The 17822-nt window shown below is 33.6% G+C and carries 14 protein-coding genes and 1 pseudogene; 13 read left to right on the forward strand and 2 right to left on the reverse strand.

What is annotated here, in order from left to right:
* The first annotated feature begins 200 nt into the window (after nucleotides 1-200).
* The 6 genes from AC4D4A_RS02180 (at nucleotide 201) to AC4D4A_RS02205 (ending at nucleotide 8975) form a co-directional block, all read left to right on the forward strand.
* A complete protein-coding gene (locus AC4D4A_RS02180; RefSeq protein ID WP_490994378.1) occupies nucleotides 201-1436 on the forward strand; it encodes a helix-turn-helix domain-containing protein in 1236 nt (411 codons plus the stop codon).
* A 147-nt stretch (nucleotides 1437-1583) separates the two neighbouring features.
* Nucleotides 1584-2252: a DUF3885 domain-containing protein gene (locus AC4D4A_RS02185; RefSeq protein ID WP_490994379.1), complete on the forward strand. Its 669-nt coding sequence runs from the start codon at nucleotides 1584-1586 to the stop codon at nucleotides 2250-2252.
* Between the two features lie 146 nt (nucleotides 2253-2398).
* Nucleotides 2399-2569: a hypothetical protein gene (locus tag AC4D4A_RS02190; protein WP_490994380.1), complete on the forward strand. Its 171-nt coding sequence runs from the start codon at nucleotides 2399-2401 to the stop codon at nucleotides 2567-2569.
* Between the two features lie 474 nt (nucleotides 2570-3043).
* The gene (locus tag AC4D4A_RS02195) at nucleotides 3044-4150 is read left to right on the forward strand and encodes a CotH kinase family protein (RefSeq protein ID WP_490994381.1); all 1107 of its coding nucleotides are present in this window, start codon (nucleotides 3044-3046) and stop codon (nucleotides 4148-4150) included.
* A 100-nt stretch (nucleotides 4151-4250) separates the two neighbouring features.
* The gene (locus AC4D4A_RS02200; protein ID WP_490994382.1) at nucleotides 4251-5288 is read left to right on the forward strand and encodes a hypothetical protein; all 1038 of its coding nucleotides are present in this window, start codon (nucleotides 4251-4253) and stop codon (nucleotides 5286-5288) included.
* Between the two features lie 189 nt (nucleotides 5289-5477).
* The gene (locus tag AC4D4A_RS02205) at nucleotides 5478-8975 is read left to right on the forward strand and encodes a S8 family peptidase (RefSeq protein WP_490994383.1); all 3498 of its coding nucleotides are present in this window, start codon (nucleotides 5478-5480) and stop codon (nucleotides 8973-8975) included.
* A gap of 38 nt (nucleotides 8976-9013) precedes the next feature.
* On the opposite strand, the gene AC4D4A_RS02210 is transcribed toward AC4D4A_RS02205, so the two are convergent.
* Complete coding sequence (locus AC4D4A_RS02210) at nucleotides 9014-9169, reverse strand: hypothetical protein (protein WP_490994384.1); 156 nt, start codon at nucleotides 9167-9169, stop codon at nucleotides 9014-9016.
* On the reverse strand, nucleotides 9156-9485 hold the full coding sequence (locus AC4D4A_RS02215) for a hypothetical protein (RefSeq protein ID WP_490994385.1): 330 nt from the start codon (nucleotides 9483-9485) through the stop codon (nucleotides 9156-9158). Before AC4D4A_RS02215 ends, AC4D4A_RS02210 begins: the two co-directional genes overlap by 14 nt.
* A gap of 230 nt (nucleotides 9486-9715) precedes the next feature.
* Here AC4D4A_RS02215 and AC4D4A_RS02220 point away from each other — a divergent pair, with 230 nt between their 5' ends.
* The 7 genes and pseudogenes from AC4D4A_RS02220 (at nucleotide 9716) to AC4D4A_RS02250 (ending at nucleotide 17600) form a co-directional block, all read left to right on the forward strand.
* Complete coding sequence (locus AC4D4A_RS02220; protein ID WP_490994386.1) at nucleotides 9716-10390, forward strand: PspA/IM30 family protein; 675 nt, start codon at nucleotides 9716-9718, stop codon at nucleotides 10388-10390.
* A 20-nt stretch (nucleotides 10391-10410) separates the two neighbouring features.
* Nucleotides 10411-10944, forward strand: coding sequence for an NfeD family protein (locus AC4D4A_RS02225; RefSeq protein WP_490994387.1), 534 nt, complete (start codon nucleotides 10411-10413; stop codon nucleotides 10942-10944).
* 15 nt (nucleotides 10945-10959) lie between these two features.
* Nucleotides 10960-11235 (forward strand): annotated as a pseudogene (locus AC4D4A_RS02230) (flotillin family protein); the annotation flags it as partial.
* A gap of 380 nt (nucleotides 11236-11615) precedes the next feature.
* The gene (locus AC4D4A_RS02235) at nucleotides 11616-12848 is read left to right on the forward strand and encodes a hypothetical protein (protein ID WP_490994388.1); all 1233 of its coding nucleotides are present in this window, start codon (nucleotides 11616-11618) and stop codon (nucleotides 12846-12848) included.
* On the forward strand, nucleotides 12848-15349 hold the full coding sequence (locus tag AC4D4A_RS02240) for a hypothetical protein (protein ID WP_490994389.1): 2502 nt from the start codon (nucleotides 12848-12850) through the stop codon (nucleotides 15347-15349). The genes AC4D4A_RS02235 and AC4D4A_RS02240 overlap by 1 nt, the downstream gene beginning before the upstream one ends.
* Nucleotides 15350-16984, forward strand: a complete 1635-nt coding sequence (locus AC4D4A_RS02245; protein ID WP_490994390.1) for a site-specific integrase — start codon at nucleotides 15350-15352, stop codon at nucleotides 16982-16984.
* Nucleotides 16977-17600 (forward strand): hypothetical protein, encoded by a 624-nt coding sequence (locus AC4D4A_RS02250; RefSeq protein ID WP_490994391.1) that lies wholly within the window; start codon nucleotides 16977-16979, stop codon nucleotides 17598-17600. The genes AC4D4A_RS02245 and AC4D4A_RS02250 overlap by 8 nt, the downstream gene beginning before the upstream one ends.
* The last annotated feature ends 222 nt before the right edge of the window (nucleotides 17601-17822 follow it).

The raw sequence follows: 17822 nt of genomic DNA on the forward strand, positions 1-17822 counted from the left end.
TTATAAATTAATTCAGTAAACAATCAGGATATAAGAACAGATTGTCTTCATATATAGTGTTTACTGAATTAATTTCATTATAGGTATTAATTTTAGAAAAATATCGTACAATTTTTGTTTTTTTAGTATTATTTTTAGTTCATGATGGCGTTTTCATTGTATAATGAAAATAAAAAAGTGAATTTTAAAGGATGATTAGATTGAATCAGGAACAGATAAAAGTATACGCTCAGCTATGTAATCTGGTCAGTTCAATTGTTAAATTGGATGTAAAACTGCTTGACCTGGATGGAAATAAAATTATCCTAATGGCTAAACACCAGATACCAAGTGGATTGGCAAATAACGAAGAGGAAAATAAATCAATCACGGAATTGTTAAAGGCAAGCAAAAAAAATGAATATTTACATTATATTAATTCGGCTAAATTGGAATGTATTTTTGCTGGAATCTGGAAAGATGATCAATATGCAGGCACAGTGATGGTTGGCCCTTTTTTGTCTGATTTACCTTCAGATTTATTTATCAGCCAAATTATCTCCTCTCAAAGTTTACCCATTAGTGACAGAAAGCAATATCAAGATTTCTACGAGACTTTATCAATCCTAAGTGATGAAGAAATAAGAAGTATCGGAGAGTTATTAGTAAATTTGTGTCCTCACGACTATATTTCGTCATCACAGCTGGTTACACCGACTATTAATAAACAAAATAATCCAGTAAAACCTATTCAGCATGAAGAAGAGGATCGTGAAAAGATCATTGAACACCGTTATAAAATAGAAAAAAGAATTATAGACGCCATTGCAAGAGGGGATAAGGAAGGAGCATTAAAGCAATTAACGGGTTTAACTGATGTACATCTTAAAAATAGAGTTCCGGAAAATCCAATTCGATCGTCTAAAAACCTAACATTTGTTCAGAATACGTTATTTAGAATTGCTGCTGAAAAAGGTGGAGTTCATCCGGTTTATTTACATGATGTATCAGAAAAATATGCTATCCTGATTGAAAAAGCAGATAATCTACCATATTTACACAAGCTTATTAGGAATATGCTTGATGCCTATTGTGAACTGGTTAATGAGTTCTCCACACGTAAGTTTAGTCCTATCGTCAAAAATGCTGTGCAATATATTAATTTCAATTTGGAAAGCCCTTTGATGCTTAATGAAATAGCAGAGTCTATTCATGTGAATCCATCACATTTATCAAAAAAATTTAAAATGGAGACAGGCCAGAGTATCACCGATTTCATCAATTTAAAAAGAATAGAGGCGGCCAAATTATATTTATTAAATGGAAATATGTCAATCACAGATGTTGCTTACCTAGTTGGTTTTAATGATGTAAATTACTTTAGTAGAATTTTTAAACGGATTACATCTATGACGCCTTCTCAATATGTAAAAGGTACCGGATTAACAGGTGAGTAAACTGTTTTCTATGGCATAATAACCATTCACCTCAAATTTTTAGTCGCAGTGTAACATGGGACCAAATAGTAAAGACTCAAATTAATAATATTATTTAATCAGTAAAATCAGCAAATACACTTAATAATAGAAAGAGAGAATCAATCTTTGAAAGTAATAGACTATCTAAAGGGGAAATTTCCATCTATCGAATTAATACCAAGTATATATCATCAATGGGACATAGGAATCCACTTTACGCTCGGTGGTGATAATTATCAGTTCAAAAAAAACGGTGAACTAAATTGTGATAGCTTCAGGCTTGTGTATAAGCAACTTGATACGATTTTTAATCAGTTATTTGAACAAAACGATGACGTATTCTTTGTAACAAATATGTACACATATAAGCACCATGTAAAGCATACAAGAAAGTTGAAAGTATATAAACCTTTTCTAAAGTATAGAAATTCTTTAAATCATATTCAGGTGAGGACATATCCATATCCTTTTGAGTTCGATGAAGAAGAATATGAAATGCAGCAATTTTCCTTATTGTGTAAAACAAAGGATATACGCATAACTGAATTATTAAAAGCAGCCACTCACGAAGATTTTCCTCTAAAACCAAGATTCGGAGGGGATGCCATTCATTATCCGGATGTCTTCTTCGTGAACATCACTAAAGACCTTATTTTCTTTGTCTATGATGACCGTGGATGTGAAGTTATTGCGCTAAGCGCTGAACGACTGCGCCCGCTATATGAACAACATAAGGATTGGGTGGAAGATGTGGACCGGCAGAAGATTGAACGAGGATTAAGGTTGATAAAATAAAAGAAGTGCAGTCATCATTTAAGATGCTGCACTTTCTACTGTATTGCTTATTTTTTCTGATGCAAAAGATACATATTACCTTCGTCCCAATATCTGGTTTGTCTTGATGGACTAAACACATCTTCTGTGCGCACGCTTCTTCTGCGATGGGAGCGATTATTGCTGCGGGAACGGCAAGAGCGGGAACGATCATTCTTACGGGAACGGCAAGAGCGGGAACGATTATTCTTACGGGAACGGCAAGAACGGGTACGATTATTGCTGCGGGATTGGCAAGAGCGAGAACGATTATTGTTGCGGGAACGACAAGAACGTGATTGCTTATTGTTGCGGGAACGGCAAGAACGTGATTGCTTATTGTTGCGAGAACGGCAAGAACGTGATTGCTTATTGTTACGGGAACGGCAAGAGCGAGAACGATTATTGTTGCGAGAACGGCTTTTGTTGTGGGAGCGGTTTTTGTTACGTGAACGAGAACGATTACCTCCTCTGTTGCGAGAGCCAGAACGACCACGAGAACGTTCGGAAGTCGGCTCTTGGTACAAAAATCCATCCATTTGATGTCCTTTTACATCCTCAACCGCTTTCCTAATTTGATCTTCAGTGTATTTCTTCATAAAACAGCCTCCTATTACTTACTTCATAAACTTCTTACCTTAACAGATTACGCTAAAGAAGATTATTTGCTTTGGACAAACGTGTAATTATTTAAAAATAGACGAATTACATCAGTTCCCTCTCTATTTCTATGACATAGACATGTAATAGAAAAGATGATGAGGTGATATTTGATGAGTGTAAAGGAGCTTCCAGTTATTGAACTTTTTATACATCCGCATGATTTATTGGATTTGAAATCGGATATTTGGAATGACGAACCAGTAAATGGGAAATTGAAAGTGGGAAATAAACGGTTTCATATACATGCAAATTATCGGGGATCCCATATTAGAAAATCGAAAAAGAAGTCGTACTTTATAAAATATATTAGCCCTAAGAAACTAAGTGGAGCGAAAGAATTCCATCTAAATGCGGAATATAAAGACCCGTCCATGATACGGAATAAACTATCTTTAGATTTTTTTCGCGATATTGGTGTAATGGCCCCTTCAGCCAATCATGTCATTTTAAAATTGAATGGGAGGAATGAGGGGGTTTATTTACAGCTCGATTCAGTGGATGAATTGTTTTTACAAACTAAAAATAAACCAGCAGGCAGTATTTTTTATGCAGTAGATGATGATGCCAATTTTTCATTGATTGGTTCATTTGAAGAAGGGCCAAAAAAAACATTAATACAGGGCTATGAACAAAAATGTGGTCCAAAAGGAGATGGGAAGAAACTGGAGGAACTCATTTATATCACGAATACTACAGAACGGAACGAGTTTAAAAAGGAAATTGAGAAGTACTTGGATATAAAAAAGTACTTGCAGTGGCTTGCTGGTGTCGTATGTACACAAAATTTCGATGGTTTTGTTCATAACTATTCCTTATATTTAAATAGCGAAACAGGTTTATTTGAAATTATGCCATGGGATTTCGATGCAACATGGGGAAGAGATATTAATGGTAAAGAAATGCCTTATGATTATGTTAGATGCCAGGGTTTCAATACACTTAGTGCAAGATTATTAGATTTGCCCTATTATCAGAACATGTATATCGATATATTGAGAGATATATTGAATGAAATCTTTACTCCTGAATATATGAGCCCGATTATAAATAACCATTTTAATCGGCTTCTCCCATATATTTTGGATGATCCCTATCTTAAAGGACGGCAGGATCGACTTGAGAAAGAGTCTGATTTTATCCTCTCTTTCATAACCAAACGAAATAAATTTTTAAGTGAGGATTTGGAAAAATGGGCGGCTGGGTTAGGCAAGAGTTGAATTTCTTCTAAATAGGCTTTTCGTTTAGTACGAATATTAGTAGTGTACGTACACTGTAGTATAAATATCTATGTGGAAAAGCACAGAGGAGGAAGCAGAAATGGCAAGAAGGCGAAAAAAATACCTCTCCCATAAAAAAATTACTGACAGGAATACAGAAGAACAAACACTAACATTTATAGAAGAGACAGCTCCTTTATCTCCATTATTCTCTCTAATAGGAGAAAAAGTTAAAATTAATAGAGGAGGTCCGAACTCAAAAGAAGGTATATTATTAAAAGCAAAGACGGATTATGTTGCACTTTTGGTTAATCAGGAAGTATTATATTTTGCCACCAGTCATATTCACAGTGTTACACACAATATTAAAGAGAGTTCATTCGGCCAAGTTGAGAAAACAGATGAGGAGTTTGAATGTGCTGAATCTGAAACATTTACAGACCTGTTAAGTGGATTTAAGTATCAAAGCATTCAGATTAATCAGGGACCAGAATCAAGAGTTGGTAAATTGTTGAATGTTAACTCATCCATGTTAGTTATCTTACATGAAGAGGATGGGCTAATCTATTATAATTTAGAACACGTGAAATTAATAAAGACCATTTTAACATCAGTAGATGAAAATAAGGGGAACAGCAATAAAAGCCTCAGAGGATATTCAAGGTATGATTATCACAAAAGTTCCAGTCCAGTCCATCCATGGAATTTAACCGATGGTGTTCTGTTTGAATCAGACTCCTTCTTCGAGTTCATTCAAACATTTAAGCATAAATGGGTATCTGTTAATAGAACAGGTCCAGAAGCGTTAGAAGGTGTATTATTAGAGGAAAGCGACGGATTTTTTACAATTGTCAACAATGAAGAAGCATTCCGTATCCATCCCTTTCATATTAAGAGTATTAGCTTAGGAGCAAAAGGGTCATTTAAAGCTGAAAAAGATAATGAGGATGGTAAAGATAGTAAGGAGCAAAGCGCAGAGGATTCATCTTCTTCCTATGAAGTGCAATCATCTTATCAAAGAGAATCTTCTTATAGAGAATCCTGTTCCTGTGAGGACTCCGTGTTATATGAGGATTCTGTAGAAGAAGTTACTTGGAATCCGCAGCATCGCATAAAAACATATGATGTTTTTAATTAAAGATATCCATGAAAATCATAACTCACTGTTTGGCATAAATGCTGAACAGTTTTTTGTCGATTTCAAAGTAGCTGAGAAAGAATTATGTCGAATCTTTTTCATAATTAACAGCAGGTTTTTTGCATAAATGTAACGAATTGGTAATAGTCTTCAATTTAAAAATCAGTGAAGACAAAAAGGGGAGAAAGAATGAAAAAATTAGTAACTGTCATAGCTACTGCCGCTTTACTTCTAACATCGGGCACAAGTGGGGTATTTGCTGCGGCAAAGGTGAGTTCAATAAACCAAAAGGGAGATGAAATCCGCAGTTCCGAAAAAATGGACAAACCAACAACGAAGAAATATGACGAATATATTCAGGCAGACACCTTGGTTATTGAGCATAGTGGACCGTTATCTAAGAAAACTCTGACCAAATATAAGGGTAAAGTGGTAAAGGCTGGCGGGAATCTTGGTTATTCAGTTGTTAAATTCAAAACAGCATCCGCAGCTAAACAAGCTTATACGGAATTAAGTAAGTCTAATTCGGTCACATCGATTGCGCCGAGCGTTAAGTATAAAACTTCTTCTGTCAAAACCGATCCTAAGATCAGTCAACAATATTATAACAAGTTGTTAAACTTACCTGCGGCACAGAAAAAAGCAGGGAAAAATAAAGTATTGGTGGCTGTGATTGATACGGGAATTGATAAAAATCACCCTGAATTAAAAAACAAAATTGTATCAAGCTATAATATCCATAATCCAGTTAACGCATCATTGCCTGAGTATCATGGAACACATGTAGCCGGCATAATTGCAGCTGAGAAGAATAATGGAATTGGCGGTTATGGCATCAATCCAAATGCTTCGGTTTTATCTATTGATGTATTTAATAGAGAAATGGGTGCGTACGATTACAATATCGCAGAAGGTGTTTTATATGCAATTAAAAAGAAAGCGAAGGTAATCAATTTGAGCTTAGGCGGCCCATTCAGTTCACCAGTTCTTGAAGCCGCAATCAAAAAAGCGAAAGCGGCTGGAATTGTGATTGTTGCTGCGGCTGGTAATGAAGGAGCTGATATGAAAAGTTACCCTGCTGCCTATGAAGGAGTCATTAGTGTCGGAGCTGTAAATAAAAGCAAAACACTGACATCCTGGTCATCCTATGGTGTTTCGACAGATATAGTAGCACCTGGGGATAATATTTATGCACCAATCTATGATTATGAGAAAAAGTCGACTTTTGCTTCATTGAGCGGCACATCGATGGCAGCTCCGATGGTGACTGGAACGGTTTCCTTGCTGTTATCTAAATATCCAAAATTAAAACCGGAACAGGTAGAATACATTTTAAAGAAAACAGCTAGTGATTTAAGTACGAAGGGCTACGATAAGAAATATGGATATGGACTAGTCAATCCATCCTCTGCTCTAAGCTTTGATATTAAAAAAATTCCATCCTTAACTGCTGCCGTGTGGAATAAGGATACGATTATGAAAAATGCTAAAACGGTTGGCAACAGCTATACGGTGAAAAAAACATTTATGAAACCATTGGAGCAGCACTGGATCAAGCATACCGTAAAAAAAGGTGAAACATATCAAATTAATTTAAAAGGCTCTAAAGTATTTGATTCCCAATTACTCGTAAATATGTATGGAAAAGATAAATCAAGCACGAAAAAAATCGATGATGTCAGTGAGGGTAAAACAGAGGGCTATTACTTTAAAGCACCATACGATGGTACTTTGACCATTGGTGTAAAAGATATTAGCGGAAATTACGATGTCGCCGGAAGCAAATTATCTGAATATGAATTAGTATTCAAAAAAGTAACTGTTTCAAAAGATGAATCCGGTAAAGAAAACCCGATTATAATACCTAAATTGTCCTATGATACAACAGGTAAAAAAATGCATCTTGTTGGCGAAAATGGAGATGATGATTATTTTCAATTTACAACTGGTGAAAAAGAGGAAAACATTAAGCTTTCTGTAAATGGTACACCTGGTGCAGACGTCAGCATATTTGTCTATGCACTGACAGACATTAGAGATGAAGAAGAGATTGAGGATGACGAGAAGATTACGGAAACTGTGGAAATTAATAAGGAAGCAGCTGAAGACGTAGAGGATGGTAACCAAGAAGATGGACCAACGCATGTAAATATCCTTGAACGTGAAATTAACAGCGGTACCATCGGTGAAAGTGAACAGGATGTCTTCACTGCTGAGCCTAAAACTACCTATACTATAAAAATATCTAACAAATATGAGGGATATTCCGAAAGCTTTACTGACTATTATATCTTCTCGGAAGGATTTGAAACATCGGCTACCAAGATAACTGGTGCAATTCGCCAAAACGCTGATCCTTATACTTTCAAAGCCAGCCTGGTCAAAATGCCAGAGGATGAGGATGGAATTCATTCCATATATGATCGTGAAGGGTATGACGAAGAAGGAGAATATATTGGTGATGATGAAGAATACTGGGAAGAAGAAGAGGGAGACGATTCTGTAATTGAAATGCTGGATGAAATGGCCCTCTCATATAAATTAACAAGTGAAAAATCAGGTTATTTACAGTCACGTTATGAGGAAGATTGGTATAAAGTCAATGTAACATCAGCAGGAATCCATGCTTTTGATTTAGGTACAGCTAAACATTTCTTCTCCATTTACCAGGCTGTGGAATATGAAGGGGAAAACGGTAATACGATCCGTGTACTTGAGACAGTTGCAGAAAATTATGATTGGTATACGGGAGCAAAGCTTAATACTTTTTATGCCTCACTTGAAGCTGGGAAAACGTATTATATGAAGGTTGAGATGGATTGGATGTCTGAATCCTATTCTACGGATAAATATTTCTTTGAATCAAGATTAGTAGGTAAGCCTGCTGATAAATACGAGAACAACGATTCTATGAAAAACGTAAAGACTCTTCCTGCTACGACTGTTAAAGGCGACTACGCAAAATATGCCGATATGGATCTTTATCGATACACAGCTAAAACATCAGGCAACTATGCTTTAACGGTGGATAATAATAAACCAAGCACATCAGGACTCCCTGCACTAGTTAAAGGTGATGTTTATTCGTATATTGCCGTAATGGAAGATAAAAATAATAACAAGAATGTAGATGATGCAGATTTAGATACGATTAAATATATAGATTCCTATTATGATCCTGCAGGTGCATATGGCTCACATTATTTCCAAAAGGGTAAAGCGTATTTTATTGCGATTATGGGTGATGGCGAATTTTTACCATTCTCTTTAACACAATATACGTTTAAGCTCAGTCAAGTGAATCACAAAGATGAAGATGCCGGGACTGTTATTAAGAAAAATAAACCATCAAAACCAATCAGCTTTAAGAAATCGAAGGGAAAATGGGAGAAAACAGGCCGATTTAACGCATTTAATACAAAGAAAAATGATGAAGACTGGTACAAGCTTACAGTGGATAAAGCTTTCAGCGGTCAAATCACTTTAAGTGGCGGCAGGGAATTGGATGGAGCCTTTGAGGTTTATCAAAATGGCAAAAAAATCGCCGGCTCTGACCGATATGCTGGAAATGATACAGAAGTTTTAAATATCAGTCTTAAAAAAGGTACCTATTATATAAAATTAAAAGATGCTCAAGGTTCTGCTTCTTTGTCACCGTACACAATCCGGGTGCAAGAAAAGAAATAGATATTTAGAAGGTTTCCAGGTTTTCTGGAAACCTTTTTTTACACTTCTTCCTTCTGTTTTGGGAGTTGATTTTGAAGATTTCGTTCGTTTTCAATTAGTTTGACTAGAATGTTCCAGAATTGTTGTTGGATAATGGGGTCTGATGTGATTGGCTTAATTTTGTCCCATAAATGATGAATGTCATTCTGTCTCATGTTTTTCACTCCACTTTTGCTTTGCCATCTTTTTGCATATTTTTTTGATGAAACGATTCGGATGAGAATTGGATAGTTCTTTTATTAGTTTGGATGCTATTTGTTGATCTGTTAGGTGTTGGTTTTGAGAAATCAATATACGAGCCATTGACGAAATGGCCATTATATCTGAATCTCTTAATTTTGCCAATTGGGTAGCCGCTTTTAACTCTTCAGGTGATTTTTTAAACGGTGAAAGAGTAGATAATGAGTAGCTTATTTCATTATTCAAGTCACTTATAATTGCATTGATTGATTCTGGTTTTTCTATATTCACTGAAAATCTCCTTTCAGAATAACTATGGCGTTATTTTTTAAGCTTACTATAAAGGTTATTGTTGAGTAAAAGATTGAGCAATAAGCATGATTAGATTATTCCTGGTGTGAATAACCATCGTATTTCACTTATAAATATTTTGTAAATTATTATAATATTTCAAAATAATTGAAACTTTCAGTGATATTCAATCGTATAAAATGGTAAGATTATCCTGGGAGGTTGATAAGATGTTTGAGTTTTTTAAGCGAATGAAGACGGTGGTCAGTTCAGAATTATATGCACTCATTGAAAAAGCAGAAGATCCCATAAAAATGGCCGATCAATACCTAAGAGATATGAATCATGAAATTGAAGAAGCAGAGAAGACAACTGCAAAGGTCATGGCTGAGGAGAAATTAACCCACAGAAAAATCACCGATTTAAAATTACTGATTGAAAAACGTAATACTCAGGCAATGGAAGCCATTCAAGCTGGTAAAGAGACGCTTGCAAAACAAGCTTTAGAAAACAAACTTCAGCTCGGGACTGAGCTTGCCTCATTGGGAAATCTGCATGAACAGGCTAAACAAAATGTCACAGATCTACAAAATCGACTGCGAGAAATGAAAGCTGATTATCAGGAACTTGTGATGCGCAGAGATACATTAAAGGCAAGAGCGCTTTCTGCTAAAGTACAAACTTCAGTAAATCGTTCTTTCCATATAGAAAATCGAAATTCGGCGAAAGCTGGATTCGAACGAATGGAACAAAAAGTTATGGAATATGAAGCAGAAGCGGAAGTCAGTAAAGAGCTTAAAAGTAATCACCTTGAAATTGATAATGAGTTTAAAAAGATGGAAACCGAAAAATTAGTTGAATCAGAATTACAAAGATTAAAGGATTCATTGAATAGCGGAAAATAACTGATAAAGGGTTGATTAGTATGGAATTTTTAGGGGTGGAATTAGCTGATTTTTTCTTATATTCACTGATTATTTCCGGTATCCTTACGTTTTTCTTCATATTATTTAATGATCTGTTTGCCGGATTAGACCTCCCTGATTTTTTAAACCCAACCCTTATTCTAAGCTTTTTGACCATTACAAGCGGATCAGGGTATGTGCTTGTATCTTTAACCTCATTACGGGCACTTCCCATTTTTTTAATTTCCTTCGCAATCGCTTTTATACTTGTCTCTATTATTAATCTATTCGTTTTAGTGCCCTTGTCTCTTGCTCATGAATCTTTAACGATAACAGAGGAAGAACTAAAGGGACGATTAGGAAAAGTGATAACATCAGTACCTGTTAACGGGTATGGTGAAGTATTAATAACAAGTAAAAGCGGAACGTTTTCGAAGCCGGCCGTAAGTTTTGACCAAGAAGCGATACCATCTGAGACAAAGGTATTAATCATTGATATCCAAAATGGTGTTCTGCATGTCAGTCCACATGAAGAATTAAATGAACTGGGATAGGAGAGTGGGAGTAGTATGACATTAATCTACGGTATTATTGGGGCAGTGGTATTTATTATATTAGCCCTTATAGGAGTTTTTGTTACAAAATATAGAACAGCTGGACCTGATGAAGCATTGATTGTCACAGGCAGTTACTTAGGCAGTAAAAATGTACATGTTGATGAATCAGGTAATCGAATCAAAATTGTACGAGGAGGAGGGACCTTCGTTCTTCCAGTATTTCAGCAAGCTGAGCCATTGAGCTTATTATCAAGTAAATTAGAGGTTTCAACACCGGAAGTATACACGTTATCTATTAATCTTTGAACATATTAAGTACCGTACACAATTATATTTTCCTTAACTGACTAAAACCTTATAATTAAAGGTTTTTTTATTTTGTTCAACTAATTTTTGAAAAAGAGTATGTACATAATGCGATATATAAAAACATTAAGCATCTACTAAAGAGCATCAAACAATAGATGTACATAAATTATAAAAGTGATATACTGAATATAGAATATATGGATTATATTGGTAATAATGTACGAAAAAGACAGGTGGAGATTTAAATAGATAGGAACCCTTAACTCAATATTAATTTTTAAAAATAGCAACAAAGAAAATAATCCGAACATTGATATTCTTGCTATTTTTAAAAGATATTATTAATGGAGGTGATAAATATGGAGGATAACAGAATAATAGAATTTAACCCCTATATAAATTTAAGATTTGAAGTAAGAAATGTAAAGATAGAAAAAGATAGAGGTAGAATGGGGATAGAAACATATGATTATGCAGTTATAGTTCTTTTGAATAAAGAGAACAAGAGAGAAGTACCTCACCCCTTAACCTCCTTCATATATGATAAGTGGAGAATGAAAACTTATAACACTCAATTATCTAGAGCAAAACATATATCTACGTTCTTAAACTACACATTAATAGACTGTTACCCTTTGTTTAAATTGAAAAGTATAGAAGATCTTAATATCATTCACGGATTATATTTCTTAGAGCATAAAAGAGAGCAAGGATGTAAAAGAAATACAATAAATGCTTACGATTCATCGATAATGCTCTTTTACGAATATTTAACTCTAAAAGGGGTTTTAAAGCATTTTAATAAAGGAGACTTCAAAGAAGGTATCAATTATAGGACTAAGAAAAAAACGCTTGAGTCATTCTTTAAACCTAAGATGCAATTTCTACCACCAATAGATCTTGAAGATACTAAAGCAAGAACCTTAGAGGAACATCACGTTATCCCATTTATAAAAACTGCACTTATTGTTGCAGATGATATAGCTTTAGGTATTTACTTATCTTGCTTTGGAGGGCTGAGGGGTTCTGAGGTGATGTCAGTTAAACGAAGTGAAATAAAGAAATTGGGGGTATTTGGAGAACACGGTCTCATCGTTAAATTAGAAACTAATGCAAAATATGCAAAAGGTAGTGGTAATAGAGTTAAATCACCCGGTGTACAACCAATAGATGCAGTTAAAGATTTATTAAAAATACTATATAAAACACATATAGATAGATTCCCAGATCCAATAGATGATTCAGATAGTCTCTTTGTTAATAAACGCGGGAGAGCTATGCAATATCAAACTTTCAACCACAAGTTTAATAAGGTAAAAAAAGCTTTTATTGAAAAACTAAAGAATTCGGACAATCCAGATGATAAATTATATGCTTTAAACTATCAGTCTCTTAAATGGAGTACTCATATAGGAAGGGGGACATACTCAAATAATATAGCAGAAGAATGTAACCATATAGTAGAAATAATGCGTGCAAGAAGGGATAATTCACCTGAATCAGTTTATCCTTATTTAATTAATACCAAAAAGTCAATCAATAAAATGAATCAAGGATTAGAAGACTTATTTGAAAGAGAGGTGAAAAAATAATGAATAAAATGTCGGAAGAGGAATACCACAAAATAAAGGATAATTTGATTACTCTTAAAGACGCAGCAAATGAATTGAATTTAAAAACGTCCACATTGTATTCCTATCTAACAATTAGACAGTGTGGATTTCAATTTTATTTTGGACCCAATTCTACTAAAAAGAATAAAACACTATTATTGTCAAAAATGTCAGTGAATACATTTAAAAAATTACTTCAAGACATAGAATATAACTATTACAGCCCTAAGCAATTAACAACAAAATATTCGTATAGTTCTAATTTCTGGCGGAAAGCAATTAAGAAGGAAAAACCAATTGGGATATTTTCTACCCGTTTTGATAAATTAATACGAATCCCTAAAGCATTTGCTAATTCTTATGTAAATATGAGGAGTATTCCGGATGGTTATATTAGTACAAATGAAATAATTGACCTATTGAATGGAATAGATCGTAAAGCAATAACGAAACTAAGAAATAATGGAACTTTCGGAGAAACTTTAAACGGGTTAACATCAGATGGAAAGACTATTGTAGCAAACCATAAAGATAAGGTTATAGAATTTAAGAAAAAAGCAGAAGATGAGGTAAATTTTTTAAAAGAAAATGATTATCTTTCGACAAATGAGATAACAGGACTTTTTCCTTATAATATATCGATAGATACTGTAAGAAAATTATTCTCTGCTAAAAAGTTTGATGATATATATATCAAAAAATATTCTTATAAGCAAGGGCCGGTGAATTTCGCCAAAAGAGTAAGTGTGGTGAAGTATATTGATGGATTAAACGAATATAGATACTCATCTGCTACTGATCCATTAGAAATATTTAATGAAGGAGCTCAGAAATTAATCATTCCAGAGTATTTAGTTCATACAGTGGATGTGTATATAGATTATTCTCAAAATATCATTGTAAATAGTAAGGCAAGTATAAAATCTCTAGCCTCAAAGGCAAGAAATTGTGTGATTAGACTAGAAAACTACATTCAATTTTTAAATAAAGAATTAGCGGATTATACAGACGACGAATTACAATTGTTATTTGCAAGTGAAGAATTAAATCAAAATGATAAAATTTTTCTCGCTGGTTTTATTAACCATTTTAAATGTGTACAAGAAACTAAGTATAAAAATAATTATAAAATAAATAAAGGTGAATCAAAAGAGATAGATGAAAAAGAGAGGGTTTATGAATTTGAGCTTTTTCTTAACTATTATTATTATGTCAAGAGCTATGAAAGGCATATTGAAAAAGCAATTCATTCCAGAGACTATGCTATTACTTGGCTGTATACTGCTATACATATGACAAATGCTTGGAGACACGGTGATGTTATAAGACTTCCAAAGATTAATATCATAGATATGGGTATTACAAATATGGATTATTTTCGCTTTAATAAACTATCTGAAGACCAGGCTTGTAAAATTCTGGCTCAAATCGAAAAGCACAGAATGGTTAAATTAATAGTTTCTAAAACGAAATTTAGAAGAAGCTTTTATGTCAATAAAAGTCTAAGAATACCAATGGCTACAGCATATGCTATTTCACAACTTCATAGTGATGCAGAAAAGGATGGAATATTAATTAACTTTAAAACAAAGTACAATATTCCATATGATAAGCCTTTTCATCTGTTTTTTGGTAAAAGAGAGGATTTAATTCATTTCTCATCCTTAAAAATGAATCGCTCACTTGTTGAACATTTATATTATAGTATTTATAAAAAAGGCGGCTATGCTTATACAGCGTATGAACTTAGCAAAAATATAAGAAACCATAAGGTAGCTCCCAATAGAGTATATTCAGAAGTCACTCAAATTTATATCCGACAATCAAATGAGGATGGGCCTATTGATGATATTGCAGTAGAGTTATTCGAACGTGGGGAATTTGGTTATTTATACTCTTTACTTCTTAGTGGAGCAAAAGATTTAGAAGGTAGAGAGCTTTCTTTAACCGGTGAAACTGTATTAATTAAAGAATTTAAAACTAAATACCAACCTGTGGTGCTCGAAGGGATGGCAAAGTTTATCCGAAGTAGACAGCATCAAAAAGAGACGTTAGCTATAGAAATTCTTAGGCAGCCGAAAGAAAAACTTCGAGATATTATTGATAAGTTATATCTTGGTGAAATGTCTTCAAAGCATAAAGACTATCACTGTTTAACATATCCACATTGTAAAATACCTGAATCTACTAGTTGTTCAACTTGTCTAATGGCAATTCCCAAAGCTAGCGTGTTGCAATCACTAAAAGACGAATTAGACGAAAAAATAGATTCACTATCTAAAGCGACAATGTGGGGGAATGTTGTTAGAGATTTAAGTGTCCTAAACGCCTTGTTAGATCGATTAAATGAGGCTACAGTTGATTTGAATAAAGAGTACGTTAATGAGTTTATCAATCTAAAAGTTTTAAAAGAAAAACTTTCAACTGCTACAGCAAGAATAGAAAGTATTAAACGTTATATTAAAAAGGAGGGTGAGTAAATGGCCTTAAGCATTAAAAAGAGTTTATTAAAAGTAAATCAAACAGAAATTTTTACATTTGTTCAAAGTGCATACAATTCTTCAACAGAGTTAGAAGCAAAGAAACAATTTGAACAATATAAAAAAGAAGGATGGATTGTTGATTGTGAATATTCATCTCAAATCTGGTGTTTTAAGTTAGACTTATCAAAAGGAAATAAAAGAAATATTATATTTGATATTGATACGTTTAAAGAATTAAAATCTGCATTAAAAGTTTATGCAGTGATTGAGAGAACAAGAATTACACCATCAGCCGTCCAAAAAAGAGTGAATTATATTAAAAATGCAATACTTGCAACAAATGGTTTTAAAGAAGAAAAAATTTCTTATTTAGAAGATGTGGTATCAGATTCAAAAAAGCCCTATGAAATGTCAAACGCTATTAAAGAGTTTGTCTCGTTTATAAATCATCCGGTATTAGAAGAGATTAAATCTTCAATGGATATATTTCAACCTAATAGAGCCGGAATTAGAAAGCTGGTTAAATTTGAGGATTTATTGTTATTTAGTAAGACTGTTGAGGATTTTCAAAAAGATTGGAGCCATAAAGAGAAATTACTTTACTTTCCGATTATTATATGGTGGAAACTAACTAATATTATTCCACTTAGGACACAAGAATTTCTCGATATTAAAAGAGATTGTTTAATTAAAAAAAATGATAAGTTTTATATCCAGTTACCTAGACAAAAACAACAACCAAGACATAAACGTGATTTATCAATAGAAGATGTAGTTCCTATTAATGAGGATGTTTATAATATTATATTGGAATATATTCATTTAACTGATAGTTATGGAGATACTGAACAATTACTTTCGACAAAAGCATATATAGCTGCAATGGAAATGACTAAAGATTATTCTGCTTATTGGCATAAAGACAGATTTACCTCTCTTTTAAATCGTTTCTATGACTACATTGTTGTGGGTAAGTATTGCAATAAATATAATATTGAAAAAATAAAGCCTATGGACACAAGACATTATGCCTTTATGAATTTAAAATTACAAGGTATTAATGAACTAACAATTGCGAGATTAGGTGGTCATAGAACGATTAATGCCCAGTTACACTATCAGAAACATATGGATGAATTTGCTGACTCTTATGTTTTTAGCTTAACTCAGTTACGTAGGTTTAAGAAACACAACTCGAATTCAAAAGATTATGTTGACGAAAACAATTACCTGGTTAAAAAGAGTAGAGTTAAAGATAAAGGTGATTTTGATCATTTTTATAAATTAAGCCCGTATGGTGCTTGTACATATGATCTTGAGAGTTTTGGTTGTCCATACGGTGGTGAATGCCGCCAATGTGGTGGAGAATGGTTTTATCTTTCTGAAGAAGAATTAAAAGAGCCCAAATGTATTAAATGGTTTGCAGATCATTCTAGACTCTTAGGGAAAAAGATAAGAGAACAAATTGCATTTATGAAAGAAGCTTCAAAAGATTTGGAATATGACTTCTCTAATCTTGAATGGTTTAATGTTGGAGATGAAGAGCTTAAAACACTATCAAGAGATATTTCATCGCTAATGATTAAGAAATCGATTGTAGACAGCTTTTTGGAGGATGAAATTTATGAGTGAAAAACAAAAGCAAAATAAGAGGCTTAAACCTGGGGCACCTGAGACAATCTCGGAAGAGAAATTAGATGAAATATTACTACAATTTGTGAAGAAAAACCCATTAAATAAGTTGAATCCCACACAGTTGGAAAAGCAGACGGGCATTGGGCGGCAGATATGGCGAAGAAGAAAGGGTGAAAAAATCGACAAACTTAAAAGCTCGTTTCAAACTGACTTAGGTGGAAAGGGTACAAAAGAATACGTTCCATTTCCCAATATTTCTGAAATTGTTGAAACACATTGGAACAACAAAAAAGAATTAATAGCTTCGTTTCAAATGTACGAAGAAACTATTCAACATTTCTATGAAGATGCACAAGCTTATCACGAACATAAAGAGCAAGTATCAGATCTAAAAAAGCAAATTTCAGATTTACAACAAGAGCTGAAAATCTTTAAGGGCGATATCGAATTTTACAAGAAGAAATTACTAGAAGTATCTGTGCTCTCGAAAAGTCCAATTGAAAGAGACAAGAACAATCTTAATAATATACTAGACATACAAGAAAAAGGGAATGAAAAGAAGGCTCTCTCCACTGATTTTACAAATAGCTTTCCTGATTTATTTGGTGATTAATACAGCGGATATAATTGTGTTCCACAAGTTTATTTTGTTTAAAACTTAATATTTGAGAACGCACCCATTTATAAAGTGGTAGATTTTCTGACTTGTTAGTTAGGTTTCCAGATCCATTTTTTTAAAGTGTCATCCGAAATGTTAAGCAGCCCACTCCAATTGGCCTCAAGTGAGTCCTAATCAAAATCTAACCTGTTTAACATCTCGTTTTATCTTTGGAAA

The organism is Pradoshia sp. Z5_111 (assembly GCF_058267535.1).